22 protein-coding genes and 3 pseudogenes are annotated in these 25,189 nt (G+C 60.1%); 18 read left to right on the forward strand and 7 right to left on the reverse strand.

Annotation, left to right across the window (positions count from 1 at the left end):
• The first annotated feature begins 87 nt into the window (after positions 1 to 87).
• From C482_RS11205 to C482_RS11220, 4 genes are all read left to right on the forward strand, one after another.
• A complete protein-coding gene (locus C482_RS11205) occupies positions 88 to 372 on the forward strand; it encodes a DUF5789 family protein (protein WP_006167740.1) in 285 nt (94 codons plus the stop codon).
• A gap of 6 nt (positions 373 to 378) precedes the next feature.
• Positions 379 to 1,086, forward strand: coding sequence for a CPBP family glutamic-type intramembrane protease (locus tag C482_RS11210; RefSeq protein WP_006167741.1), 708 nt, complete (start codon positions 379 to 381; stop codon positions 1,084 to 1,086).
• Positions 1,087 to 1,148: 62 nt separating this feature from the next.
• A complete protein-coding gene (locus C482_RS11215; RefSeq protein ID WP_006167742.1) occupies positions 1,149 to 1,613 on the forward strand; it encodes a DUF302 domain-containing protein in 465 nt (154 codons plus the stop codon).
• 85 nt (positions 1,614 to 1,698) lie between these two features.
• Positions 1,699 to 2,826, forward strand: coding sequence for an AI-2E family transporter (locus tag C482_RS11220; RefSeq protein WP_006167743.1), 1,128 nt, complete (start codon positions 1,699 to 1,701; stop codon positions 2,824 to 2,826).
• A gap of 601 nt (positions 2,827 to 3,427) precedes the next feature.
• Here C482_RS11220 and C482_RS11230 read toward each other — a convergent pair.
• Positions 3,428 to 6,433 carry an AAA family ATPase gene (locus C482_RS11230; RefSeq protein ID WP_006167745.1) on the reverse strand — a complete coding sequence of 1,002 codons (3,006 nt, stop codon included), beginning with the start codon at positions 6,431 to 6,433 and terminating at the stop codon, positions 3,428 to 3,430.
• Between the two features lie 493 nt (positions 6,434 to 6,926).
• Between C482_RS11230 and C482_RS22375 the strand changes: the two genes are divergently transcribed.
• The 7 genes from C482_RS22375 to C482_RS11265 all read left to right on the forward strand — a co-directional run bounded on the left by C482_RS22375 (position 6,927) and on the right by C482_RS11265 (position 13,908).
• Positions 6,927 to 8,171: an eCIS core domain-containing protein gene (locus C482_RS22375; protein WP_394295541.1), complete on the forward strand. Its 1,245-nt coding sequence runs from the start codon at positions 6,927 to 6,929 to the stop codon at positions 8,169 to 8,171.
• Entirely contained in the window at positions 8,168 to 9,154 is a 987-nt protein-coding gene (locus C482_RS11240; RefSeq protein WP_006167747.1) for a hypothetical protein, read from the forward strand. The genes C482_RS22375 and C482_RS11240 overlap by 4 nt, the downstream gene beginning before the upstream one ends.
• A 400-nt stretch (positions 9,155 to 9,554) precedes the next feature.
• On the forward strand, positions 9,555 to 10,592 hold the full coding sequence (locus C482_RS21155; RefSeq protein WP_241431920.1) for an eCIS core domain-containing protein: 1,038 nt from the start codon (positions 9,555 to 9,557) through the stop codon (positions 10,590 to 10,592).
• Entirely contained in the window at positions 10,535 to 10,759 is a 225-nt protein-coding gene (locus C482_RS11250) for a hypothetical protein (protein ID WP_006167749.1), read from the forward strand. The genes C482_RS21155 and C482_RS11250 overlap by 58 nt, the downstream gene beginning before the upstream one ends.
• Positions 10,759 to 11,661: a hypothetical protein gene (locus C482_RS11255; protein ID WP_049896645.1), complete on the forward strand. Its 903-nt coding sequence runs from the start codon at positions 10,759 to 10,761 to the stop codon at positions 11,659 to 11,661. The genes C482_RS11250 and C482_RS11255 overlap by 1 nt, the downstream gene beginning before the upstream one ends.
• A 10-nt stretch (positions 11,662 to 11,671) precedes the next feature.
• The gene (locus C482_RS11260; RefSeq protein ID WP_006167751.1) at positions 11,672 to 12,889 is read left to right on the forward strand and encodes an eCIS core domain-containing protein; all 1,218 of its coding nucleotides are present in this window, start codon (positions 11,672 to 11,674) and stop codon (positions 12,887 to 12,889) included.
• Positions 12,890 to 12,891: 2 nt separating this feature from the next.
• Positions 12,892 to 13,908: a hypothetical protein gene (locus C482_RS11265; protein ID WP_049896646.1), complete on the forward strand. Its 1,017-nt coding sequence runs from the start codon at positions 12,892 to 12,894 to the stop codon at positions 13,906 to 13,908.
• Positions 13,909 to 14,051: 143 nt separating this feature from the next.
• On the opposite strand, the gene C482_RS22665 is transcribed toward C482_RS11265, so the two are convergent.
• Positions 14,052 to 14,186 carry a hypothetical protein gene (locus C482_RS22665; RefSeq protein WP_275039628.1) on the reverse strand — a complete coding sequence of 45 codons (135 nt, stop codon included), beginning with the start codon at positions 14,184 to 14,186 and terminating at the stop codon, positions 14,052 to 14,054.
• Positions 14,187 to 14,661: 475 nt separating this feature from the next.
• Between C482_RS22665 and C482_RS11270 the strand changes: the two are divergent.
• Positions 14,662 to 14,875: pseudogene (locus C482_RS11270) on the forward strand (HalOD1 output domain-containing protein).
• Positions 14,876 to 14,967: 92 nt separating this feature from the next.
• Here the strand turns inward: C482_RS11270 and C482_RS11275 are convergent.
• Positions 14,968 to 15,557, reverse strand: a pseudogene (locus C482_RS11275) (competence/damage-inducible protein A).
• A gap of 58 nt (positions 15,558 to 15,615) precedes the next feature.
• Positions 15,616 to 16,740, reverse strand: coding sequence for a hypothetical protein (locus tag C482_RS22380; RefSeq protein WP_006167754.1), 1,125 nt, complete (start codon positions 16,738 to 16,740; stop codon positions 15,616 to 15,618).
• Between the two features lie 99 nt (positions 16,741 to 16,839).
• Here C482_RS22380 and C482_RS11285 point away from each other — a divergent pair, with 99 nt between their 5' ends.
• From C482_RS11285 to C482_RS11295, 3 genes are read left to right on the forward strand one after another with little or no spacing between them, the layout of a single operon-like run.
• Entirely contained in the window at positions 16,840 to 17,070 is a 231-nt protein-coding gene (locus C482_RS11285; RefSeq protein ID WP_006167755.1) for an AbrB/MazE/SpoVT family DNA-binding domain-containing protein, read from the forward strand.
• Positions 17,071 to 17,445, forward strand: coding sequence for a PIN domain-containing protein (locus C482_RS11290; RefSeq protein WP_006167756.1), 375 nt, complete (start codon positions 17,071 to 17,073; stop codon positions 17,443 to 17,445).
• Positions 17,446 to 17,487: 42 nt separating this feature from the next.
• The gene (locus C482_RS11295) at positions 17,488 to 19,020 is read left to right on the forward strand and encodes a replication factor C large subunit (protein ID WP_006167757.1); all 1,533 of its coding nucleotides are present in this window, start codon (positions 17,488 to 17,490) and stop codon (positions 19,018 to 19,020) included.
• 304 nt (positions 19,021 to 19,324) lie between these two features.
• Here C482_RS11295 and C482_RS11300 read toward each other — a convergent pair whose 3' ends face one another.
• Both C482_RS11300 and rbcL read right to left on the reverse strand, forming a co-directional pair.
• On the reverse strand, positions 19,325 to 20,596 hold the full coding sequence (locus C482_RS11300) for an aminotransferase class I/II-fold pyridoxal phosphate-dependent enzyme (RefSeq protein ID WP_006167758.1): 1,272 nt from the start codon (positions 20,594 to 20,596) through the stop codon (positions 19,325 to 19,327).
• An 87-nt stretch (positions 20,597 to 20,683) separates the two neighbouring features.
• Positions 20,684 to 21,934, reverse strand: a complete 1,251-nt coding sequence (rbcL, locus tag C482_RS11305) for a type III ribulose-bisphosphate carboxylase (protein WP_006167759.1) — start codon at positions 21,932 to 21,934, stop codon at positions 20,684 to 20,686.
• 341 nt (positions 21,935 to 22,275) lie between these two features.
• Here rbcL and C482_RS11310 point away from each other — a divergent pair, with 341 nt between their 5' ends.
• The 3 genes from C482_RS11310 to C482_RS11320 all read left to right on the forward strand — a co-directional run bounded on the left by C482_RS11310 (position 22,276) and on the right by C482_RS11320 (position 24,979).
• Positions 22,276 to 23,223: a midas domain-containing protein gene (locus tag C482_RS11310; protein ID WP_006167760.1), complete on the forward strand. Its 948-nt coding sequence runs from the start codon at positions 22,276 to 22,278 to the stop codon at positions 23,221 to 23,223.
• 299 nt (positions 23,224 to 23,522) lie between these two features.
• Complete coding sequence (locus tag C482_RS11315) at positions 23,523 to 23,813, forward strand: hypothetical protein (RefSeq protein ID WP_006167761.1); 291 nt, start codon at positions 23,523 to 23,525, stop codon at positions 23,811 to 23,813.
• Positions 23,814 to 23,986: 173 nt separating this feature from the next.
• Positions 23,987 to 24,979 carry a DNA-methyltransferase gene (locus C482_RS11320; RefSeq protein ID WP_049896647.1) on the forward strand — a complete coding sequence of 331 codons (993 nt, stop codon included), beginning with the start codon at positions 23,987 to 23,989 and terminating at the stop codon, positions 24,977 to 24,979.
• Between the two features lie 71 nt (positions 24,980 to 25,050).
• On the opposite strand, the pseudogene C482_RS21165 reads toward C482_RS11320, so the two are convergent.
• A pseudogene (locus C482_RS21165) lies at positions 25,051 to 25,189 on the reverse strand (IS1595 family transposase); the annotation flags it as partial.

Genomic DNA, 25,189 nt, shown 5'->3' on the forward strand with positions numbered 1-25,189 from the left:
TGACGTGTCTCTGTAGGGTCACGAGCATCGCTCCGAGCCGCGCGTGGAAGCGAAACCTTGAATCAACGCGCTTGCAAACCTCCGTCCATGAGTGACGAGGACGATTCCGAGTCGGCCGTCGAACTCGGCGAGCACGTACCTGTCGAGGGTGCCCCGCTCGCTCGCGTGAGTTCGCGACTGACTTGGCCGAAAGAGCGCAGCGAGGTCGACCGCCTGGAAGGCGACAGCGTCATCCGCACGCCCGAGGGGCCAGTCGAACTCTCGACGGTACTCGAGTCGGTCGACGAGACGTACTTCCAGCGCCGCCAGGAGTTCGAGTCTCACGTGCGCGACGTGATCGGAACCGGCCCGGTCCCGACCGCGGACGAGTAACGACTCGTGGCGACCGAGGATGACCGGCGTTTCGCCGGCCTGCTCGGCTGGGTTCGCGACCAGACGGATCGCCTTTCCTGGTTTCAGAAGTCGTTGCTGACCGGCGCGGTGCTCACGCTGCTGTGGATGCACTACGTCCCCGGCGAGCTTGACCGTCGCGTCGTCGTCGACAGTATCCTGTTGATTGGCGGTCCGCTCACACTTGGCCTGACACACGGCCGTCACATCGGCTGGAATATCAACCGGGTCGCCGTCCGCAACGCGGTCTTGCTCTCGATGTTCGTCCTCCCCTTCTACCTCGTCGGCTCGACGCTGCCGACGATCCGCGAGTTCTACCCGATGTGGGAAACCTCGACCGCGCCCAGCGAGTTCATCCCGCACGCGTTTCAGCTGTTCATGCTCGCGCTGGCCGCCGAAACCTACTACCGTGGACTACTCTGTGTCGGCGTCAAGGATATCGGCTTCAAGGCGGTCTTCATCAGCCCCATCGTCTACATGATCCACCACGCCTCGAAGCCGCCCATCGAGTTCCTGCTCTCGGGGCCGACCGACGTCCTCTTCGGTGCAGTGGACTACAAATCGAACTCGATCCTCCCCTCCGTCATCGCCCACGGCGTCGGCCTCGTTCTCCTGGACTGGCTCGTCCTTCACGACCCGCTGTTCGATCCGAACCTGTTCCTCGGGGTACTCGAGTGGGTACCGATACCGCTGTAGCCAGCACCGTCTCACACCTGTCGGACCCAACGGCTTTTCATCGCCGAGTGCGAATTGCCTGTATGTCACTTCCTTTCGATCCGGCAACGATCGACCCGGAGGCCTACGGCGAAAAACAGACCGTACTCGAGATGGACCACGAGGAGGCGGTCGAGTTCGTCCGAGAGGTCTGTACCGACTGCGGCTTCGGGATCCCAGTTGAGTTCTCGCCAGCCGAACTGCTGAACGAGAAGATCGATGCGGACCGAGATCCCTACTACGTGCTCGGTGCCTGTAATCCCGAAATCGCGAACAAGGCGCTTGACGAGACCAACCGGATCGGCGGGCTGTTTCCCTGCAACGTAATCATCTGGGAGGAAGAACCAGGTCGCCAGCGCGTCTACCACGTCTCGATTATGAAGATTGCCCACCTGCTGGGCACTGCGCCAGACAACGAGGCCTGGGACGATATTCTCGACGAAACGGGCGAACTTACCGAAACGCTGTTCGAGGAGCTTGAGTCCGCTGACGACGCTGTCTCGGCGTAGTTCGCTCAATCTCTCTACGTTTTCATCGTTTTCTCACCCGTTACAAAATACCAAGACTTACATGTCAGACGGATCACGTAGCGCCATGGACGTTCGAACTGCCGCCTTCGCCCTCCTCCTCCTCGTCCTTGGCGCAATTGCCACCCTGATGGTCGCACCGCTGCTCCAGTACGTGATGGGCGCTGCCCTCCTCGCGTTCATCCTCTATCCGGCGTACGAACGACTCGAACCCAAACTCGGAACGCGGGTCAGCGCCTTCCTGTTGACCGTTGTCGCCGTCGTCGGTGCTATCGTCCCGCTCTTGCTTGTCTCCCTGATCGTTCTCGATACCGTCGTCTCGTTTCTCGTTGGGTTTGACGCCGCTGGCACCATCGAAGACCTCCGAACGATCGCAGAGGACGATCTCGGTATCGACACCGAACAGATTCAGTCACTCGAAACGGCCGTCATCGAGGAACTCGAAGACTCCGTCGCGGGCGCACTCGAGCTCGCCCTGTTCGAATTCGTTGGTCTCCTCAACCGCGGGATCGAGATGGGAATCGGGCTGCTCGTGTTCATTTTCTTGCTGTACTACCTGCTCGCCGACGGCGATACCTTCGTCGCCTGGCTCCGTGATGTCGTCCCGCTCAAAGATCACATCCGCGAGGAGCTATTCACCGAGATCAACGTCGTGACCTGGGCCGTAATCAAGAGCCACGTCCTCGTCGCGGTGATCGAGGGACTGCTCGGTGGACTCGGTTTCTACCTGCTCGGCGTCCCGAACGTCGCCTTCTGGACCGTGATCATGATCATCGTCTCCTTCCTGCCGGCGATCGGCGTCTGGCTCGTCTGGGGGCCTGCCGTGGGCTACCTGCTGATGACCGCGAGTCCAGTGAGTGCGGTCGTGCTGTTGCTCTACGGCATCACCGTTCTCTCGCTGGTCGATAATTACCTCCGGGCGTACGTGGTCGATCGGGACTCTGGGCTCCACCCTGCGGTCGTCATCGTCGGTGTCATCGGCGGAATCTACCTGCTGGGCATCATGGGCTTGTTCCTCGGTCCGGTCCTGCTCGCTGTGTTCAAAGCGGGACTGAACGTGTTTAACAAGACCTCATTGTCCGCCAGTCAGATGGCGACTGGGTCCGAACAGCGGCCAGGGCCGTCCGAACCAACCGGATCGGCTGGGCCAGGACCAGCAGACGCAGGTCCAAACACGCCAGGTGCGAACGACTGAGGCGGATTGCTGTAACTGTGTACCGGCGCAACCGCGACCCGCCCTGTGGTTGCACCGGTACAGACTTACAGCGAACCGTATGAGGTCGCAGTCGACGAGGCGACGTGGCGACAAGAAAACAAGACGACGGGACGACGGGGCGATCACCGACAAAAATGAATCACTTCGGGTTCCTTTCTCACAGTACGAACCACAAGTTCACACGACCAAAGCAGTACGCACCTCATACTGTCGGACAGAACGAGTCGAAGACCGGTCGCGCTACTGTGGCCGCCACCTTCGGGAACGGCTGCGACTTCGCGACCGACTTCTNTACTGTCGGACAGAACGAGTCGAAGACCGGTCGCGCTACTGTGGCCGCCACCTTCGGGAACGGCTGCGACTTCGCGACCGACTTCTGTCCGGCAGTATGAACTGAACCAGAACATCGGTTCATAGCCGACTTGGAATCGCGATCGGGTCGAACTGGGTGCGAGCACACAGCAACACTCGAGTCCGGTCGACACAGGCAAGTCGTCGCAATCGGCAGCGTCACGCCGTGTCGTCGAGTGCCACAGGGTCGCCGTGTTCGATCGAGTAANAGTCGTCGCAATCGGCAGCGTCACGCCGTGTCGTCGAGTGCCACAGGGTCGCCGTGTTCGATCGAGTAAATCCGCCACTCGCTGTCGTCAGTTCTGAGTTCGAAGACCATCGGAATGCGATGGGAAGTTGATTCCTCCTCGAACTCGAGGACGATGCGATCCGCTTCGTCCGTAGTGCGTCGCGGCGAGGTAACGATTGCGGCGTCGTTCAGGTGNAGTTCGTCGACGGCTGTGCTGGAGTGATACAGCGCCTGGACGGCCTGGAGATTCTTGGTGTCGATGCCGTCGTAGAACCGTTCGACGATTGCCTCTGGCGCAAGGCCAGTAGGAGCGATACCGGAGTCGGAAACAGAGTTTGTGGTGGCGTCGGCTGTATCCACGTCTTGGGTGGCGGTGTCAGCGTCATCTGGTTCGGTCTCCGAGTCACTCATAGGGGCGTCATCGAGTTCGGTATTCGGTTCGCCCGTGGGCCCGCCGAGTTCGGTATCCGGTTCTCCCGTGGACTCACCGGGTTCAGTATCGACCGCAGACACGTCATCGGCAGCGCCATCACTACTCATTGCGGCGTTCGAGGGCGTGTCGGTGGTTGTCCCGTTGTTGTCGGCCAGCGTGGGCTCGGTTCCGGCTTCTTTGGACCGGCCTGAATCGATCTCGGCATCGTCCTCACCGACACCNTTCTCCTCGTACTGGAAGAACTCCCCTTCGATGGCGACGCCACCGGCCTCCTCAGCGTACTGCAACCCGAGGACAACGTGATCGAAGGTAATCGCCACGTCCGCGAGGTCGGCAGCCGACTCCTCGAGGGGATGGCCGTCGTGGGCTTCGGTGGCAGCGATGTAGGCGGCGTATTTTGCGACCTTGTGGATGACCGCGGGCGTCAGCGAGAGTAAACCGAGGTACTCGTAGTCGAAGTTGGCGGTGTCAACGTCGGCCTCGTCGGGCCAGATCTCCCGCCAGATGCGCCGGCGGATACGCTCTTGGGGGACATCGAAGTTGATCGAGTGGGCGATCCGGCGTTTGAACGCCGGGTCGATCCCCGAGCGCTTGTTCGTTGTCAGCAACGCGATGCCGTCGAATGCCTCGAGGCGCTGCAACAGGAAGTTTGTCACGTTGTTGGCGTAGCGGTCGGTCGAATCACCGACGTCGGTGCGCTCGCCAAAGAGCGAGTCAGCCTCGTCGAACAGCAGGATGGCGTTTGAGCGTTCGGCTTCCTCGAGCAGTGCCGCGAGTCGGCTCTCAGTTTCACCGATGTACTTGTTGACGATCTGGGAGAGGTCGACCCGGTAGAGATCGAGGCCGGTTTCGGTGGCGATGATCTCGGCAGCCATCGTCTTCCCGGTGCCGGGTGGGCCGTAGAAAAGCGCGACGACGCCGTCGCCCCGATCGCCGGGCTCACCAAAGCCCCACTCACTCGTGACCTGGCCCCGATACTGGAGATGTCCACAGAGTTCCCGCAAGTGGGTCTTGGGTTTGTCGTTGAGGTAGATATCCTCGAAAGCGTAGCCCGGTTCCATCGACTCTGCGAGGGCCTCGAGGTTACTCGCCGAGTACCGTTTACACGCTTCGTAGAGATGGTCGCGCTCGAGTGCGCCGTCGACGGGGGCAAACACGTCCTCGCCGTCGCTGAAGTCGTCGGTCTTCTCGAGGTCGGGCACGTCCAGTTCCTCAAGGGCCTCGGCGTCTGCATCAGTCCGACAGAGGTATCGGGCTGTTGTGACCGCCCGGCGGATATCGCGCTGGGGGAGGCGAAAGTTCGTGGCGACGTTCTCGGTGAGGTACTCGTCGGCGACTTCCTCGCGGTACTCCTCCCAAATCTCGAGGCGTGTGTCGTAGTCGGGGAACGGACAGTGTGCGGTCTCGACGCGATGGTCGGCGAGGTCGACGTCGGGTTTCCACTCGTCGGTGTGCGAGAGGAAGACGTCGCCGGGGGCGTCGTCCAGCCGTTCGACGAGTTCGTCGATCGTGAGTCCGTCGTCGGTGGTGATCTCGAGGCCGCCGTCGTCCTCGTTGATCGTCGGGCTTTCCCCGTCGCCTGTGACCGCCTCAAGTCCCTCGAGGTGGATGGCTGCTTCCTGGAGGATGGCTTCGCGGATGAGCCGGGTAGTGAGTGCTTCGTCATGGAGGATATCAGCTGCGTCAGTTCGCAGGATCGGCATCTCGGGATCGGTGAGTGCACCGGGAAGGCGGTCTTTGCCGGTGCCATCCTCGCCGGAGAAATAGAAGATTGTTGGCCGGTCGGTGGCGCGACTGCGGGCGTGGATGGTCGCCAGGCTAGTGGTTGTGGTGTCGTCGAAGACGAGATCAGAGAGCGAGCGGTCGTGATACTCGAGGCTGACTCGCCCTCCTAGCTTCGGATCGAGACTATCGTCGCCTTTGAGATAGTTGATGATACGTTCGTCGACGACGACGTAGTTGCTAGCAGTGAGTTCGACCCCGGTATTTTCGACGATGCGGAGGAACCCCTGTTCGAACAGCGGTGAGGCGCGCGTGAGTGGCGAGCCAGGCTGGTCGGGAGTGGCAACTGGTTCGTGTCCCATAAAGGTGAGCAGCTCTTCAAGCAGGCCGTAGGTAAGCGTCGAGCCGGTGTTTCGATCTCGAAGGAGTCCATAGACCGAGAGCACTCGTTCGTCGAATTCGGGAGCGGCAGCCAACAGGAGGGCGTCCATCTCGCGTCTCGAGAGTGAGAACGCAGTGCGGAGTCGATGAAGGAGAGTATCCTGGTTCAAGTGTGTGGTTTGAACGAGTTGTTCGATGTTCTGTGCCATCTCATCGAACAGCTCGCTGGGGGTGTCCGGTTCGTCGGCGTGAGTAGATGCCTCGTCTGTGATCGTTGTCTTCTGCCGTTTCTGTGGGGTAAACGATGAGAAGAGGTTCTGGGGCACACGATAGTCGGGGTTTTCGCCGCTCGATTCCGTCTCGACGGCAAATAGCTGGCCGTGCTCCTTGTAGGCTTGCTTGGCTGCGTCGAGCACTCGCTCGATTCTTCCCAACTCGGCAACCAGATGCTTGCGGCCGGGACCGTTCATTATATTCTGCTGATTTGTTTATCAGATAAATATTGGGGTGTTGTCGTCTCATGGGTGTTGTCACTATGTCTCGCCGATCGCTGACCTGGTCTGGCGGTCGACGGGAAGTGATTACAACGACACCTCTCACTCGATGCCCAATCACGGGTGGGTTATGGTTAGCACGAACATTAATGAACACAACAACTATATTCATCCACACATAACGAGTATAGAAATGGCGCGACAATCACCATCGGTACCCACCGTGGAGGGCTGTTAAATGGGCAACACGCAAGAGCGTCGGAAATCGCGCCGCTCGTCGAAGCAGTCGACAGCGCAACGATCGCGTGACCGACTAGGCACAGCGACGTCCAGTCTGGCTGAGATTGTCCAGCGTTCGGGCCACCAACATGCGCCCGCGTCGGGCGAACGCTCGTTTCGGAGCGATCCCGATGACATCCTTCCAGGACTCGATTACAGCCCGGAGGGAATCGCCGACCAGCTCCGCGACATGCGAATCCAGCGTGCGTTAGATGGTACCGACACGACCAGGGGAGAAGTACCAGACACTGTCCTCGACGTCCTCGGGAGTGGTGGGCAACCCCTGGACGGGACGATCCAGCGCACGCTGGAAGACCGGATGGACGCCGACTTCTCGAACGTGCGCATCCACACGGGCGCGAAAGCAGCCGAAGCCGCGGATGCGATCGACGCGAAGGCGTTCACCTGTGGCAACGATATCGTCTTTAACGCGGGCGAATACGATCCCAACTCCGCGGAAGGTCAGTTCCTGCTGGCACACGAACTGGCGCACGTCACACAGCAAAACGGTGGGGCACCAATCTCGATGATGCCCAAGCCGGATGCGGATCTACAGATCGATCCGGACCCGCAGTTGGAGCGGGAGGCAGATCAGGCTGCCAAGGAGGCGCTATCCGGTGAGGAGCCGCTAACGGTCGGTCGGTTAGGTACCGAGGTACACGTTCAACGGGTTAAAAAAGACCAAGCGGACAAGATGCTCGCAATTTTGGAAGGTAACTTCCAAGCCGACAATGCAGAACATCAAGAGTTCCTCGACAATTCAGAACTGAGTCCAGATCGACGGCAATCATTAGATGCACAGTTGAAAGAATACGATCCCGAGGCAATCGCCACCCGAGAAGCGGATATCGATATAAACTATCGGAATAGCGAACAGGAGGAGAAGTATATCTGTGTGAAAGCGGCAGTTGAAGTTCTTGACACTGCCGAATCTCTCAACGATGATTTCGACGAGACCAAACAAAAGTGGCAACGTGCGAAAAACGAACGTCGGCAATTACTTAACCAGCTGGAGAACACCGGCCGAGGTAGCAAGGCGCGTTTGGATCTCGAAGAACGGTTGGAACGAACAGAAGCCGAGATCCACGAATGTATCTCGAATTTGAACCAGATTCACGTTGAGTTGGAAAACGCAATCGAAACTGCAGAACAGTTGTGGGAGCAGGCGGATATCGATAAGAAGGAACAGCTGTTTATTACCGGTGCAGCAGATACAACAAAGCAAAAGCTTTTCTCAAGGGGTACTGTCAAGGCGTTACTAAGTAAAATCGATGAGAAGTTTTCTCAAATACTCGAGATTAAATCGTTAGGCGAACATATTTTGGATATTAAACGAGCACGTGATCACTCTGGTGAGATCGTTGAGGGTGAGAAAGAGACTGGTGAGGGTAAGCGGCCAGACAGTGTGCCATCGAACGAAGAGGTGGACGTATGAAGGCTGTTATTGGAAAAGAAGACGATGACGGCGTTGGGTTGAGAGTCATAGACAATAACGATGTAAGTCATGGAATTCATGTTGGGTTCGACGGCGAGATCAAATACCATGAACAAGATGGGTATCCTGACGACCCGTCCGAACGCACGCCAAATGAAAACGAGCACGTCGCTCAAGCGAGAGAATACGCTCGTCACTACGTCTCTCAGGAAACCGAATACGAACCGTTCCCCGTGGAGAAGAATCTACTGGGGATAAAACGCGTCCGTGATACCATACAAAAGCTGTCAGATGAACGCTTTCGAGAGTTGTTCCAGGACGCGTCCGAGCAGGTAAATGGGAAAGGTGTTGGTGGGTTCTCGGGCCCTGTCGATCTCCCGCCTGCAGTCGGTGAGAACGACTGGGTGTTGTTCATGGTCGACGTGTATCTGAACGACGACACAGAGATCGAAGCCGTCTCAGATATCCATCTTCGGTATCGTGACGAGGACGGGGAGCTGACCTCTCAGTGGAACGACGACCCGTTCCCGGACCGAAAGCCAGATGCACGTCTCCAGCTCGTTCCCGATCTGGTGCCGTCGGTCGAAGAGTTCCGAGAGTACCTCGATTATCATCTCCGCTGCCAGATCCGCGATTGCTATATCGGTGCTGGACTGGAGCCACCAGAGGAATTCAAAGTCCTCGGCCATGGCATCAACGAGTATACTGGCCGTTACAATCTGGACGAAATAACGCTCTACGACCAATATAATAAACATCACGCGGAGATTCCGGGGTATTCGCTGGAGTATAATTATGGCCTCGGTGACTACGGCAAATCCATCACGAAACTGCAGACGTTGACTGATGAAGACGACGAACTCGAGGAAGCGATAGAGACAGTACTTGAGACAGGAGAAGGTATCGGCCACGTGTTGGAATTACTCGAAGAACGGGGGTTCGACGACCCAGAAGCGACCCTCATCGACGTCTTGGGTCCGTAATAGAACGTCGTACCAGGACGGACAGCTTCGGATCCAATTGACGATGATGGGTGTCGAGAACCAAGCACAAACCACAACGCTGGTCAGAGCACTACCCAGCGGTGGCAACGGTCCTGGTCGAACGTACCTGAAATCGGATCAAGCGTCCAGTAGGTTGACACTGACCCGCTCGAGCGACAGGGAGACGGTTACGAGACAGCCCGCGGCCAGCAGTCCCGTGCCGGAGCTACCACAAACGCGGAATCCACTGACCGACTCCCCGAGCACATACCCCGGTGTGAACTGGAACAAGGACGGTGTCGCCTCTCCGGAGTCGACCGACGGGGGACGACTCGAGTTCCGCGAGCAGACACCCCAGTCCTTCGAGAGTCGGGACTACGGTCCAGAGCCCCAGTCACACATCTATCGTGCGGTTAAAGGTACTGGCACTGATCCCGAGGAGGTCCCAAAGCCAGTTCTGGACGTACTCGCCGACTCGGGCCAGTCACTCGATGGAACTGTTCAACGGGCACTAGGAGACCGGATGGACGCCGACTTCTCGAACGTGCGCATCCACACGGGCGCGAAAGCAGCCGAAGCCGCCGAGGCGATCGACGCGAAGGCGTTCACGTGTGGCAACGATATCGTCTTTAACGCGGGAGAATACGATCCCAACTCCGCGGAAGGGCAGTTCCTGCTGGCACACGAACTCGCGCACGTCACACAGCAGACGGGGGCGGCGATCAGCATGATGCCCAAGCCGGATGCGGATCTCGAGATCGATCCGGATCCACAGTTAGAGCGGCAAGCGGACGAGGTGGCTACACAGGCGCTGTCGGGTGAGGAGCCGCTGACGATCAGTCGGTTAGGAACCGACGTCCACATTCAGCGACTCGGAGAACACGAAGCGCTCCAGGCGATGGCATTGTTCGAGAGCGAACTGGCAGACGGAGATCTCGATTCCCATCGTGAAGCACACAACCGGCTTCAGTTAGAATACCTCTCAGGATTCGTCGATGGTCTCGTCGAGAAACAGCAAGACGAAGCGAAACTGGAGATTAGCCAGATCGACAACCCGGACGCCGTCGCAGCGGAACTGCAACACCGTATCGACCGCTCCGAACATGAGCTGAAATCCGATATCCAGGAATTAAGTGACGAACTCGACGGGAAGTTAGACAACGTTGCACTGACCGAAGACCAGCGCCGTGCGCTGAGTGGCGACGTCGAGACGAATAAAGTGGACAGGATCTCCTGGACAATTATCAAACCGCTGTTGGTTGGAACCGGAATCACGAAACTGCTCGAGGTCGCCGATCTGGCGGAGGCCTTCGATGGTGGAGATGTCTTGACCGCAAAAGACGCTGGCACCCAGGCCAAGGAATTCGACGTCAACGACGAATGGTCCAGACAATTGCACAGATCCGCCAGCGAGAAATCAGTAGTCTCGAAGATCTGAAAGAGATCTGGACGCAGACGAACGGCTCTCTGGAGGAACGGGCTGCAGAAATCTTCGAAATCGTTCGCGATGACGCCAGGGAGTGGCTCGAAGAGTGCAAAGTCGTCCTCGAGGAGGTCGAGGAGCACGAGGAGGGTAACTACGCTGAAAAGTATGGAGGTAACTGATGGAGGGAGAAATTGATGGCGAGGATGAAGATGGGGTAGGGTTGAGAGTGTACGATAATAACCAAACAGAACACCGAATTGGCGTGGATTTCGATGGTGAAATATTCATACATGAGTGCGACGAGTACCCTGCCAAAGCCGCCAAACGAACGGACCGCCAGAACGCGCATTCAGGGCAGGTTCGCCGCTTCGCGAAGTGGCACGTCTACCGTGAGCGGGGCTACGAAACCGTTCGCCGGCGCGAGAATCCCGACGTCCTGATGGCTGGCTTGCTGGCGATTGCGGCGCTGTCCGACGACCAGTTCAGCGAGTATTTTGGCGACATCGAAACGCAACTCGAGCGTCACTACAGCGATGCGCCGGTCGACCTGCCGTTCGATGACGCCGATCCTGACGATACAATCATCTACGAGAAAGACGTCTATATCACGCCAGACCCACTTGAGTTCGAGCCGCCGGTGCTCGAGCAGTTCATCGCTCGCTTCGAGGGGAACCCCGATACGCCCACCGTCGCTAGTACTGGCGACGTTCCACTCGACGAACTCGATGACCTCCTGTTCGATGTTGAAGGCGTCTCCGAAAAGCACGTCCTGCATTACGGTTCTGAAGGGACGGAACAGTACGAACGCGGCACCCAACCCGCGCTCGACCGTAAACCCGATTTCCGGGTTGAATTGATGGCGTTCGATCCAGCTGAAGTCGGCTCCTTCCAACACTACGTGGTCTCACACCTCGCCTACCAGATCAGAGACTGTTTCCTCCTCATGGGCTTGAAGCCACCGGAAGGCTTCCGTGCCACTGGATGGGGTTCCTACAAAGGCTTTCTCTCCCAGTCGGCGTTCGACCTCTATGAAAACTACTGGTCTGCACAAACTGACGTGACGTCCTGGGAGCCATCCTAAGTCGAGTGAGATGATCTCAGATCAGTCGGCCGCCAGCAGTCACGTGCTGGAACTGCCACAGACGCGCAATCCCATCACGGATTCTCCGAGCACGTATTCCAGCGGGGACTGGGGTGAGGCTGGCACCGCGTCCCCGGCGGCGAGCGAGCCAACGCCGCTTCGATTCCCCGACTCGGTTCCAGACAGCTTCGAGAGCCGCAGCTATGACCCGGAGGCTCAGGCGAACATCTACCGCGCGACCAAGGACACGAGTACGGATCCCGGAGAGGTTCCAGACTCCGTCCTGGACGTTCACACAAGTCCGAGTCAACCACTCAACGACACCATCCAGCGCACGCTCGAGGAGCGGATGGACGCCGACTTCTCGAACGTGCGCATTCACACGGGCGCGAAAGCAGCCGAAGCCGCGGATGCGATCGACGCGAAGGCGTTCACGTGTGGCAACGACATCGTCTTTAATTCGGGAGAATACGACCCCAACTCCGCTGAAGGGCAGTTCCTGCTGGCGCACGAGTTAGCGCACGTCACACAGCAGACGGGGGCAGCAATTTCGATGATGCCCCAGGAGGGCGCGGATTTGGAGATTGATCCCGATCCACAGTTAGAGCGGGAAGCCGATCAGGCGGCTGAACAGGCACTCTCCGCCGACGAGCCATTGATCGTGAGCCGGATGGGGACGGACGTCCACATTCAGCGGACGGCCACCGACGACAGTGGGTTCGCAAGTCCATCCCAGATTCGCAAACTCGTCTCCGAAGAGATCGAACAGCGCGTTCCCGAGGAGGTAGACAAGCGCCTAGAACAGCGCTCCGAAGAACTCGAGGAGATGCTCAGCGGCTCGGGTGAACTGGACGAAGAAGCGTTGGAAGACCTCGGGGTCGATCTTGACGCGATCGACACCGGCGAGGGGAGCTGGTGGGAACGGCTACGCGACGGAGCGACCGACAATCGAACGGCGGTCACCGCCGGAGTCGGCGCAACGTTTGCAGCACTGACGACGGTCGCGTCCGCTGGCGCGTTACCGCTTGCCGCTGGCGCTGCCGTCGCTGCTTCTGGGGCCTTTGCCTCGAACATGCTCGGAAAGGGGGCTGCCGACGCCGCACTCGGTGAGGAGAGCAATCTCTCACCGGAAGAGTTCGCTACGATCGTCGAAACGGTCAAACGTGAATTGCAAGAGAGTGACGAGACCGGGGTAGAACCAGTTGCTGGTGAAGGAGGACACGTCTAGTTATGAAGGCTGTAATCACTGGCGAAACAGAGGAGTTGGTTGGTATCAACCTTCGAGACAATAATGGGACAGAGCATGTTTTGGACGTTAGAAAGTCTGATGGCGAAGTGACTGCCCATAAGCAAGACGGCTACCCGGACGACCCGTCCAAACGCACCCAGGAAGAACATGAGTGGGTCAATCAGACGCGCCGGTTCGCCAAGTTCTACGTCTACCGGCAGCGTGGGTACGAAACAGTCGACCCGCTTTCGAACCCCGATCGGATCGCGACCGCCGCGATGGCCATCGCCAACCTTCCAGCAGATTCATTCGAGGCGCACTTCGGCGAGTTCTACCAGCAGATGCGCCACGACGCTGGCGAGGCAGCCCCCGTCGTCGAGGTTCCGGACCTGCCACCGATGACCGTCCCACGCGTCGAACAGGACATCTACCTCGGGCTGGACAAGGCGGATACGGCAGCCTTACTCGAGGAATTGATCGCCGACGGGACTCTGGAAGCAGTTGTGCGAACGGTCGAACAGGCCACCGACAGTGGTGGGCTCATGAGTCGTATCCAGCGAGTTTTCGCCAGCGACGAGGGGATAGACACCTCCAGTGTGGCAGAATCGTTCAGTGAAGACGTCATCGAGGCCATCGGACCGGTTACGATCCGGTGGGCAAACGGCGACCGCGACGAAGCGCTGACAGGAGACACCGATGGAGCCGTCCCAGACCGCCATCCCGACGCCCGTCCACAGATGTTCGGCCGTGCGTACCAGTTCGACGGTCTCGAGGATTTCCGCCACTCGCTGGTTCGCCATCTGTGCTGTCAGGTTCGAGATTGCTACATCACGATGGGGATCGCGCCACCGGAAGACGTGCGGATTCAGGGGCCGGGCTTCTACGATCATCTCGGCTGGTACAGCAATCACGACTTCTACCAGAACTACCACGATCCCGGAGCAACGATTACCGACTGGCAAGAACAACACACGCCCGACGACGCGTACGATCTCTCGGGGCTGCTCAACACCACCTGACAGACCTGTCGATACGCCCCGATTCTGGTCCAATTATGTCCTCTCAATGCAGGTAACGAGATGAATCTGCGTCCTCGAACGTCCGTATTTTCATGGGTACGGAACCTGCGGAGGCGGCTGAACAGGCATTCGCTGATGAAGACTCAGTCGTCGTCACGGATATCGTACTGGGCCAGTTTGCGGTCCTTTCGGATCGGTTTCTCGATGGGGTTGTTCGAGGCGACTGGCGAGTCAATCTCGAGCGGGAGGTGCGGCCAGTCGATGGCGTAAGAAGTCACCAATCGGTCAATATCCTAACGTTCTTTACGATTGCTTGAGTATCCAACAGACGCGCACGAAAGTGCGCAGAGCCNCGTAAGAAGTCACCAATCGGTCAATATCCTAACGTTCTTTACGATTGCTTGAGTATCCAACAGACGCGCACGAAAGTGCGCAGAGCCGGAGTTCGATGCTTGGCGGCCCGGACTCCGGCTCGTTTGCAGCCCCCGCGTAGCGGGAGCACTCCATCATTGACGGCGGTGAAATAAAGACCTGCCGACCTATCGCCAACAGAGTCTCACAGGCGATTGGATCATCTTGGGATGCGCTTCGCTGCGTGTCGGGCTACGCTATCAGCTTGACACATGTACTGTGAACTGACGATCCACTGTAAGTGCGGTACTGACATCCGCGCGGACCCGGCTCAGGGCACGATCACGTGTCCCGACTGCGAGTCGACGTTCGTTGCGCGAATCATTGATCTTGAGACTACCAATGCATCCCGCTATTTCCACGGCACTTACTCGTATCGCGGCCCATAACGACCTCGACGTGGCCGATCTGCCACCGCTGTACGAGGTCGTTGATCCAGAGGCACTGGCTGCGGTGCTNGAACGCCCTCGTTGGCTTCGAGTACGAAGGCTATCGCGTCGTGATCGGACCCGGACCTGACGACGTGGCGGTGGAGGTGATCGACGAGAACCGGTGACGGTTCATTGACAGGGAGTGGCTGTCGATCACCGCGTTTTTCTCAGTGTTATCAGTTCGGCCAGCGCCTCAAAGTTGTTCGCCGAGTACCGTTTACTCGAACGCTGATTCTCCCGTCTCGACACGCGATTCGACCCACGAAGCCGCTGCGTCAACTGACTCCACGGTTGTCCCGGTGATCCGAATCCGCCCTGGTCGCTGCTCGCTGCTCGCTGCTCGCTGCGCGGATAGCTCCCAACGCTGACGTCGTCGGTCGTGACGGACTCGAGTACGTCGTGCAGCGAGCCCTCGGGAGCGGGGGTGTAGATCGTCCGCACGACAGCTTCGCCGGAGAACTCGTCGGCGACGGTGTCGAACATTGCGCGCATTTCGTCGGGGATGCCGGCGAAGACGTAGACGCTGTCGACGGCGCAGCCGGGTGCCCAGCCCTCGGCGACGGCAGGGACGGTGACGTCGTCGGGCGTGCCGCCGATGCCGCCGGTGACGATGATCGCGTCGAACTCGGGGTCGTCGTGCCAGCCGGCGACGGTGCTCGCGATGAGCTCGCGTTCATCGGGTACCGTCAGGATGCGTCTGACGGTCGCGCCGCGCTCGCTGAGTCGGGCGGCGAGCCACGAGGCGTTGGTGTTCGTCGTCTGCCCGGCAAGGAGTTCGTCGCCGACAGTGAGGAGTGCGACGTTCATACCGACGGGTTGGGCTCGATTCAATTAGCGTCCGCGGCTTGGCTTGTGTACACGGTGATTACTGGGAGCTAGCAGCACCGCTGCCTCCGCCGGTAGCAGTCGCGTCCGACTGTTTGCGTAGTCGTTCGATCCGTGCGCCGAACGACGGGTTTGGGGAGAGCCACTCTCGTCCCGGGTCGGTATCGTGAGCGAACCCACCCGTCCTAACAGCGTACTCGATGGCATCCGCGAGGACGGCAGCGCCGACTTCGTCGGCAGCTCGTCTGTCGGTGAAGTACCGCAGCCGTCTGGTTCCGCCCCATCCGAGCAGGACCATACTGAGTGCGAAGACCACACCGACAGCAGCCGCGCCGAGGAAGAACGCGAGAAGGAAGCCCATCACTGCACCGAGAAGCGGCACCATCACGACCAGCGTACTGTAGCAGCGCTTTTGCTCACGCCGCGCGACGACCAGTGCCGTGAGGGCCTCGTCGTCGAGCGACTCAAGTGCCGCCCGCGAGACGAACAGTACTCGGTACCGTGGCGGGCCGGCGAGACGAGTGGTCAGGAACTGAATCTCGGAGTCAACGACACGAACGCGGACGGAGCGTGGTGTGAGCGCCGCGGACTCGAGTACACCCGTCAGACGCGCTCGTTCAGCGTCGGTTGGCTGGCGGACGGGGTTCAGAAGCGAAATGAGAACGGGTGTAGTGGCCCAGCAGAGAAGACCGATGAGTGGGACGAGCGCGAGCATAGTGAGTGGGCCGCCCTGAAGGACCGGTCGAACGAGGAGGGCGGAAAAACCGAAGGCAAGAACGATGAGTATCGTCAGAGAGCGAGCGTACCGCCAACAAACGGTCGCCGGGTCAGCAGAATGGAACAGGTCGGGTGTCGTTCGAAGGGTACCGACGGCGGACGCCGTTCCGACGACTCCGCCGGCGAGTCCGACCAGCAGCACTGCGAAACCATCGGAGATGAGTCGGGGAACCGCGACGTGTCCGAGATTGATGTTGAACCAGAGGGCGAAGGCAACAGCGCTTGCGAAGCCTACTGTGATCGTGTTCAGTCCGCGTGTTGCCGTTTCTCCACTGATCCGAGATGCGACGTGGCCATACAGAACGCCGATGCCACCGGCAACGATTGTGGCGAGAGTGACAGTGACGACGAGCGAGAGCCAGCCACCGACGGTGATTTCCAGCGACATAGCTGGCGTTTAGGGAGCGGATATAAACGAGTTGTTCTTCTGATGGGTACTGTTGTTTATTCGGGGAACGCTTTTCCTTTCGCCCACAGTATCTCGACTATGGCCGACGTAGCTCTGGACGACCGCGGCCGTCTCACACTCCCGAAGGAAATTCGAGAGCGATACGGCGAGCGCTACCACATCGTGCAGCTTCACGACGGAATCAAGCTCGTGCCGGTCGCCGAGGACCCACTCGAGGCGCTCCGGGACGAATTCGAGGATGTCGGGAAATCGGCCGACGAACTTCGCGACGGCGCACGAGATGCAGCCCTCGACGAGGCCGGCCGATAGATGTACGCGGAAACCGACTTTCTACTGGCGCTCATCAAGGACGAGGACTGGCTCGGAGATGCTGCCGAGACGGTGTATCGAGAGCACCAAGACGAACTGTGGACCTCACAGTTCACGCTCATCGAACTACTCATGGTCGCCTACCGGGAGGACCGAGACACCGAACGCGTCGTTTCGAACGCCGCCAACCTCGTCGAGGTACGCGGTGACGTAGACACCGTCGTCGCCGCAGCAACGTACGTCGAAGACCACGGGTTCACGCCGTTCGATGCGCTCCACCTCGTCGAATCGAACGGTGAGACGATCGTCTCGAGTGACGATACGTACGCAGAGGTTACCTCCCGACTCGACCTGCAGACGGTCGCCGAGGAGTGATGCTCCGCAATCCCTAAACGCGACTCGTCCCAATGGCCAGCAATGAGCGACTGGACCGAGACGTACCGCCCGACGACGCTGTCGGAGGTACGCGGGAACAACAAGGCCCGTGACAAACTCGAGGAGTGGGCCGAGACCTGGGACGACCACCAGGACGCGGTGATCGTCCACGGGAGCCCCGGCGTCGGGAAGACCTCGGCCGCCCACGCGCTGGCGAACGATCTGGGGTGGCCCGTGATGGAACTCAACGCCAGCGACAGCCGCGGGGCCGACGTCATCGAGCGCATCGCCGGCGAGGCCGCAAAGAGCGGGACACTCACCGGCGGCGAGTCGGGCCGACGGCTGGTCATTCTGGACGAAGCGGACAACTTCCACGGCAACGCCGACTACGGCGGCTCGCGGGAGGTCACCCGCGTTGTCAAGAGCGCCAACCAGCCGATGGTGCTCGTGGCCAACGAGTTCTACGACATGAGCCAGAGTCTCCGCAACGCCTGCGAGACGATCGAATTCCGCGACGTCTCGAAGCGCTCGATCGTCCCCGTCCTGCGGGATATCTGCCGACGCGAGGATATCGAGTATGAGGAGGAAGCCCTGGAGGAGATCGCCGAGGGCACGAGCGGAGACCTTCGATCCGCGGTCAACGATCTTCAGGCAGTCGCCGAGGAGGCCGAACGACTGACCGTCGACGATGTGGTGACTGGCGACCGTGACACCACGGAAGGCATCTTCGACTTCCTCGACACGCTCATCAAGGAAGAAGACGCCGAAGGCGCGCTCAAGGCGTCCTACGATGTCGACGAGAATCCGGACGAGATGCTGAACTGGATCGAGGACAACGTCCCCAAGGACTACCAGGGCGCTGAACTGGCAGATGCCTACGAGTTCCTCGCGAACGCCGACCGCTGGTTAGGACGGGTTCGTTCGACACAGAACTACTCGTTCTGGCGCTACGCCTCGGACAACATGACTGCCGGCGTCGCGGCCTCCCGCCGCGAGCCAAAGGGTGGGTGGACCCGGTACGGCCCGCCGAGCTACTGGCGGAAACTCGGCAGCAGCAAGGGCACGCGCAAGACGCGCGACGCAATCGCCGAGCGGCTCGCCGAGCGTGAGGGGACGAGTGTCGGGACGGCCCGCCGGGAAATCATGCCGTTCCTCTCGGAAATGACCCACCACTGCAAGAATCGGGACCTGACTGTACAAATGGCCGCGGCATACGACCTCGACGAGAAGGAAGTCTCGTTCGTGACGGGGAGTGGAAAGAGCACCAACAAGGTCCAGTCGATCGTCGAGGACGCCGAAGAACTGCTCACTGAGCAGACGGTCGAACACTCCGGCTCCGCGTTCTTCGATACGTCCGATTCGGACACCGATTCAGCAGCAGAGACGGACACGGATTCGGCGACCGGTGATGAGGCGTCTCAAGCAGCCAGCGATGGCCAGGGACAGGAAACGCTCGTCTCTGCGGGAGAGAACGGGGCCGGTTCGTCTGAGGAAGACCCGGACGACGCACCCGCTGAAACAGGTACACCAGACGAGACGGACGACGATCAGTCCGGCCTGAACGACTTCTTCTGATTGGGCCCGTCTAATTTGGCGTCTATAGCATCTCCAGTGACAACGAGCTCGAAACGCTGTTTCTCGAGACGGAGCAGTCGAACACACCCTTCCGCTGGATGGTGTTGGGTGCGTTCTTCGCGCTGGTCGGGATTGGAATGGTCGTGGAGTGGCAGTTAGCGACGCGAGGGTCGACAAAAATGAGCAGGCAGAGTGAGAGAGTGAGAGTAGCGTTCAGCGAAAAGCGAGACTCACGCAGAACAGAGGGCGAACGAGACTGAGACTGAGACCAAGACCGAAGCTACCCCGCATATAGAACGAGCCGCTACAGCAGTCCAAGTTCAGAGCCGACCGTCCGGAACGCCTCCAGACACGTGATAATATCGTCGCGGTCGTGGGTCGCAATCGGCGCGACGCGGAGTCGACTCTCGCCCTCCGGCACCGCGGGCGGCCGAATCGGCGGGACGACGATCCCGCGGGCGCGAAGCCCGTCCGCGAACGCGAGCGCGTCTCGCTGGTCACCGACGACAACCGGGAGAATCTGGGACTCACCTGGGATCGAGAATCCCATCGTTTCGAGTCCGTCCCGGAGATGCGCAACGTTCTCCCAGAGCTGTTCGCGCGCCTCGCTGTGGCGTGCGAGGTGGAGTGACTCGCTCGCGGCCGCGGCTGCCGTCGGTGCGAGTCCCGTCGAGAAGGCGAACGAGCGCGCCTCGTTGAGCAGACTCTCGATGAGCGCGTCGCTGCCGGCGACGTAGCCGCCCTGGCTCGCGAGCGCCTTCGAAAGGGTCCCCATCTGGATGTGGACCCGGTCCGCAAGTCCTTCCGCCTGCACGACACCGCCGCCGTCCACGTAGAGCCCCGTCGCGTGGGCCTCGTCGACCATCACCCACGCGCCGAACTCCTCGGCCAGGTCGCAGATTGCCGAGAGCGGGGCGACGGTGCCGTCGACGCTGAAGACGGTGTCTGTGACGATGAGCCAGGACTCGTCTTCGTCGCCCGTGTCTGCATCTGCACCTGCACCTGCAGTTGCACTCACACTTCCTCCCGTGCTCTCAGCAGCTGCGGCACGGGTCTCGAGTGCATCGCGCAGACTCGACGGGTCGCAGTGGTCGTAGACGACGATCTCGCAGTCGGCGAGTCGGCAGCCGTCGATGAGGCTCGCGTGGTTGCGCTCGTCGGAGAAGATGACGTCCGGCTGGAGTGCGGTGATCGTGCCAACGTTTGCGGCGTAGCCGGAGGAGAACGCGAGCGCGCGCTCGGTGCCCTTGGTTTCGGCGAGCAGGCGCTCCAAATCGTGGTGGACCATGGTGTCGCCGGTGATGATGCGGCTCGCGCCGGCACCAGTACCGACGGTGGCAGCAGCCTGTCGGGCCGCGTCCTGCACCCGCTGGTCGTCTGTCAGCCCGAGGTAGTTGTTCGAGGAGAAGACGAGCGCCTCGTCGGCGTCGAGCACCGGCAAGTCACCGCCGACAGGGTCTGCGAAGTATCCCCGTTCGGCAACTCGGTCGACCGGCGAGAGCGTTCGTCTCTGCTCACGGTCCTCGAGTATCCCCAGTCGGGCCTCGAGGTCGAACCCGCGGTCGCAGTCTTCCATTCGCCTGAAGGGAGTCCGTGGCGTGGTTTTACTCTCACGGTTCCGTTTTCATCAGGCGGTTGGCACGACCGTGTCGTGCTGCGGTCGCTATCGCGGGGTTTCAGCTCCCCACTTATCGAGTGCAGTTGCGAGTTCTGCGTGGTCCTGGGCGTACTCCTCGAGTGGGACGCCCTCGAGACTCGCATCGGTGGCCTGCCGAAGCGCTTTCGCGCCGGCGTGGGTGCCGTCGGGGTGGCCGTGGATGCCGCCGCCGGCCTGGATGCAGATATCGGTGCCGAGCGCGTCGATGAGTCGGTCGACGACGCCGGGGTGGAGGCCGCCGGAGGCGACGGGCAAGACGGGGTTTAGCCCGTGACAGTCGCCGTGGAGCCAGTCGTTGATCCCAGGCGTGTCCTCGTTTGCGAGTTTGCCGAGTCCAGCGGTGCCGGTGTGAATGTGGTCGACGCCGCAGAGGCGGGAGATTTGCGCGATGACACGCATCGAGACACCGTGATGGTCCATGCGATCGAAAGCGGCGTGCATGGCTCGGTGGGCGTGGATCGCGAGTCCGTGATCCTGACACCGGTCACGGACGCTCTGGACGGCCGACCAGCCGCAGGTGATGATGTCGACCATCACGAAGCCGCCGCCGTGTTCGGCGACGAGGTCGACGCGCTCTAGCATCTCGTTCGTCTCCGCTGTGACGTTCACGAGGTAGTCCTTGCGCTCGCCGACGTCCTCCTCAACGCGGTCGCGAGCGGCGAGACTCTCCGCGAGGCGGTCCTCGAACGGGTTGAAGTCTTGATCGGTAAGGTTCTCGTCGTCTTTCAGCAGGTCGACGCCGCCGCGCCAGGCCTCCTCGCCGACGCGGACGTGTGCGTCCGTCGAGAGGCCAACCTTGGGTTTCGGGACCGTCGCCAGAATCGGCCGGTCGCCAGCGTCGAGTTTCTCGCGTGCGACGCTTGTGCCGAACTGCGGGCCGGGAAACCCCGACGTGATAGATTTGGGCCACTCACAGTCCTCGAGTCGGATCGCGTCGACGGCCTTCATACCCATGATGTTCCCCGCGATACAGGAGAGAATCTGTGGCATGCTGCCCACCTCGAACAGTTCCGCAGGATAGGCGACAGTGATTTCGTTGCCGTCCATTCCACAGGCGACTGCGCCGAGATGGGTCAGTTCGTCCTCGTCGACGTGCAGGGCAGCCCAGGTGCCGTTCGAGGACTCAGAGGCGACGCGGCTCGCGGCGGCTTCCATCGACATATCCTCGGCCGGGTCGATGCTGAAGGTACAGACGAGGTCAGTTGAATCAGGTTCGTACTCGCGGTTGAGGAAATCGTCGTACTCGATGCCAGTCATGGTAGTCTTTGACATTCATTGCGGTGACTAATAGTGTTTGCGCAGATTTCGCTGGCTGAAGGCAGCCGAAGCGAGCATGTGACCGGCCAGTCTCATCGTTCAGTATCGACGAATTCGCTACGTTGGCGATCTGGTGTAGGCTGTCGCGTACTCACTGTCCTGTCAACCGTTCCAGAGTCCGGCGACAACACGACAGGCGGAAGTGACCATTCGTCCACTCAACTATCGTTATTCGGGTGAGAACGGCCAGTACACTAATACAGTACGTCTCGCCACGAACGTGACAGGAAAAATTGCAAAAATTAATTAGCTGTTATAATATACTGTGAATGTGAGCGTGCATGACCGATAGTACGATCGACGACAACGCGGGGGATGGCGGCGTCGACGTCGGCGGGCACGGGGCGGATCTCTTCGGTGAGATGACCGACGACGTGTTCGACGAGCCGACAGTTGATGGGGAAGGGGCTGGAACGGGTGCTAACGACATCAACGACGCTAATGACGCCAACGAGAGCGATGGGACTGACGAGACCGAAAAAACGGGCGGACCCGACGACACCGGTTCTGACACCACCAGTCCGAGCGGCGACGGCGTCGCCGACCAGACCGCAGCGTCCGTTTTCGGCCAACTCAAGGGTGACGACGAAGCCGCCGTCGACGACGTCCTCGACGACGACAGTCCAGATGATATCATCGCAAGCGCCGACGAAGAGCCTGACGAGCACCCCGACGACCTCGAGGACCTCCTCGCAGATGAAGGGGAACTCGAGAAGCTGTTGCTCACAGGCCGGACGAAAGAACAGGAGTTCCTCTGGGTCGAGACGGGCGAATCGGTGGAAGATGACGAGAGAACGGTAGAGTCGGGAGTGGAGTCGGAGTCTGAATTTGGATCCAAATCCGAAGCCGGGACCGGAGCCGACTCTGAGTCCGGAACACCAACTGACGCCGAACCAGAACCTGATGCGTCCGCCACGGACGAATCGGTTGATGCACACGCCGACGCTGTCGACGCGCCTGCTAACTCTCCGCGAGTCGCCGACAGCGGTCCAATCACGGACCAAGCTGCCGATGAGACGAGCGACGAGCGCGCTGTTGACGAATCTGCAGATAGCGAACTTGCCGCCGATGTCGATGTCGATGCCGGTGCCGGTTCCGACCACGATCGAGCTGCCGGTACTGACACAGATGTCGATGTCGATACTCACACTGACACCGAAGCTAACGACGAGACAGACGCCGATGGCGTCCTCACCCGCCTCCGCGCCACCGTCGGTAACCTCTTCTGATCGCTATCGAGTTCCGGCACGGAGGCGCGTCGCTACTTGAGCCCCTCGCTACTGCGCTTTTACCGTAGGAAGTGTTCAATTCAGGATGATCAACTATCCTCGGCGTGGTGGCTGCCAGCGCCCATCAGACCTACACCGTCGAAGTCGTTTCTGCCATGAGACAGAAGGGCGTGAATCAACATCTGTAATCGGTGTGTGACGGCAGCGGCGTGAGCAGGTTGCGAATGGCAACTACTATCAGTTGACATCTAGGGTGATGACCGAATACACCTTTAGGCGCTCGCGTGTCGTGTGATACCATGGGGAAAGAATACCGAACGACGCCCGACCCACCAGAAGAGCCCACAGAACGGAGCTTCATTGATGCAGATGAGTCGGTGACGGCGGTGCGACGCGGTGCCTGGGTTGCAACCTCGTCGCTGTTCGGCCTGGCGTTCCTCGTGGTTGCTCTGATGCAGGTGACGCGCCTATTTGCCACGTCCTCACCCTACGGCGGATTCGGTGTTGTCGATGGGTTCGTGATCGGCGTCGTCGTCCTCTCGTTTCTCGTGGGACTGGTTATCGGCCGTCGCGAACTCGCAGCAGGATAGCTCGGTGTGGAGGATGTCGTCACTCGAGACCGAATCTATCTGACCGAGCCTGTGACTCTTTTCAGCGGAGGTGAGGCAGAAGTGAGTCACTGACGAGCGATACGCAGAGAGCGACGACACGCTCACGAGCACAAACGCAGCTTTGACACGGGGTGGGTCTCCATTGGTAGCTAATGAGTACAGACGTGGATTTGCGGGAGTTCGTCCCCGACAGCTGCGCGGCCCTACTCGAGCGCACTGACGGGGAGCTAAAGTCTGCACTCCCTGAACTCGCCCGGGACAGGGGACGAATGGGGGAGGTAGACCAGGCCGTCAACGCACTCCCGTCACATCACGAACTCCACCGTGGCGACGCGCGGGACCTCTCGATGGTGCCCGACGAGAGCATCGAACTCGTCGTCACCTCGCCGCCGTACTTCGACATCAAAGATTACGAGAACGGCACCGGCGGCGAGGACCAGCTGGGTGATATCGATGGCTACGAGGCGTTCAACAACGAAATCGACCGCGTCTGGGAGCAGTGCTACGAGAAGCTCGTCCCCGGTGGTCGCATGTGCATCGTCGTCGGCGACGTGCTCCGCTCGCGTAGCGACCACGGCCGCCACCGCGTGCTCCCGCTCCACGCCACCATTCAGGAGCGGTGCACCGACATCGGCTTCGACAACCTCGCGCCGATTATCTGGTACAAAATCGGGAACTCGAGTCTCGAAGCCGGCGGCAACGCTCGCTTTCTCGGCAAACCGTACGAACCCGGTGCCGTCATCAAAAACGATATCGAGTACATTCTGCTCTTTCGCAAACCTGGCGACTACCGCTCGCCGACTGTCGCAGAGCGCGTCCTGAGCCTGATCGAGGCCGACCGCCACCAGACGATGTTCCGCCAGCTCTGGACCGATATCACCGGCGAAGCACAGACCGACCACCCCGCACCCTACCCCGCATCGCTCTCCGAACGGCTCATCCGTATGTTCTCGTTCGTCCGTGACACTGTCCTCGACCCGTTCGCCGGCTCAGGCTCGACAGCCGTCGGTGCTACCCGCTGTGGCCGCGACTCGATTTCGGTCGAACTCGAGGAGGACTACTTCGAAATCGCGAAGCAACGGGTCGAACGCGAGCGGGGGACACTGACGAATTATCGAAACGTGTCGGTGGAGACGTTTCGGTAGTGAGAGTCGCGTACCATAGTAACAACTGCAACGATTTACACACTGCGCTCTTGTGTAGCACTTTGTTGATTTCACAGTGTGGCTTTGATAGCGTGTTTGAGCGCTTCTCTCCCTGGTTTCTGCAGTAGCTTGCGTCGAAGTTGAAACGCTCGGAGATACTGTGTGAGCTTATCTTTTGAGATGCCTCGATGAGGCGAGAGCCACGGTCGC

This window comes from Natrialba chahannaoensis JCM 10990 (genome assembly GCF_000337135.1).
Taxonomy (GTDB): domain Archaea; phylum Halobacteriota; class Halobacteria; order Halobacteriales; family Natrialbaceae; genus Natrialba; species Natrialba chahannaoensis.

What these genes read in the sequence shown, in the direction of transcription:
- C482_RS11205 (WP_006167740.1), top strand. Translation starts at nt 88, where the DNA reads ATGAGTGACGAGGACGATTCCGAGTCGGCCGTCGAACTCGGCGAGCAC.
- C482_RS11215 (WP_006167742.1), top strand. Translation starts at nt 1,149, where the DNA reads ATGTCACTTCCTTTCGATCCGGCAACGATCGACCCGGAGGCCTACGGC.
- C482_RS11220 (WP_006167743.1), top strand. Translation starts at nt 1,699, where the DNA reads ATGGACGTTCGAACTGCCGCCTTCGCCCTCCTCCTCCTCGTCCTTGGC.
- C482_RS22375 (WP_394295541.1), top strand. Translation starts at nt 6,927, where the DNA reads ATGCGAATCCAGCGTGCGTTAGATGGTACCGACACGACCAGGGGAGAA.
- C482_RS11240 (WP_006167747.1), top strand. Translation starts at nt 8,168, where the DNA reads ATGAAGGCTGTTATTGGAAAAGAAGACGATGACGGCGTTGGGTTGAGA.
- C482_RS11250 (WP_006167749.1), top strand. Translation starts at nt 10,535, where the DNA reads ATGGTCCAGACAATTGCACAGATCCGCCAGCGAGAAATCAGTAGTCTC.
- C482_RS11255 (WP_049896645.1), top strand. Translation starts at nt 10,759, where the DNA reads ATGGAGGGAGAAATTGATGGCGAGGATGAAGATGGGGTAGGGTTGAGA.
- C482_RS11260 (WP_006167751.1), top strand. Translation starts at nt 11,672, where the DNA reads ATGATCTCAGATCAGTCGGCCGCCAGCAGTCACGTGCTGGAACTGCCA.
- C482_RS11265 (WP_049896646.1), top strand. Translation starts at nt 12,892, where the DNA reads ATGAAGGCTGTAATCACTGGCGAAACAGAGGAGTTGGTTGGTATCAAC.
- C482_RS22380 (WP_006167754.1), bottom strand. Translation starts at nt 16,740, where the DNA reads ATGTCGCTGGAAATCACCGTCGGTGGCTGGCTCTCGCTCGTCGTCACT.
- C482_RS11285 (WP_006167755.1), top strand. Translation starts at nt 16,840, where the DNA reads ATGGCCGACGTAGCTCTGGACGACCGCGGCCGTCTCACACTCCCGAAG.
- C482_RS11290 (WP_006167756.1), top strand. Translation starts at nt 17,071, where the DNA reads ATGTACGCGGAAACCGACTTTCTACTGGCGCTCATCAAGGACGAGGAC.
- C482_RS11295 (WP_006167757.1), top strand. Translation starts at nt 17,488, where the DNA reads ATGAGCGACTGGACCGAGACGTACCGCCCGACGACGCTGTCGGAGGTA.
- C482_RS11300 (WP_006167758.1), bottom strand. Translation starts at nt 20,596, where the DNA reads ATGGAAGACTGCGACCGCGGGTTCGACCTCGAGGCCCGACTGGGGATA.
- rbcL (WP_006167759.1), bottom strand. Translation starts at nt 21,934, where the DNA reads ATGACTGGCATCGAGTACGACGATTTCCTCAACCGCGAGTACGAACCT.
- C482_RS11310 (WP_006167760.1), top strand. Translation starts at nt 22,276, where the DNA reads ATGACCGATAGTACGATCGACGACAACGCGGGGGATGGCGGCGTCGAC.
- C482_RS11315 (WP_006167761.1), top strand. Translation starts at nt 23,523, where the DNA reads ATGGGGAAAGAATACCGAACGACGCCCGACCCACCAGAAGAGCCCACA.
- C482_RS11320 (WP_049896647.1), top strand. Translation starts at nt 23,987, where the DNA reads ATGAGTACAGACGTGGATTTGCGGGAGTTCGTCCCCGACAGCTGCGCG.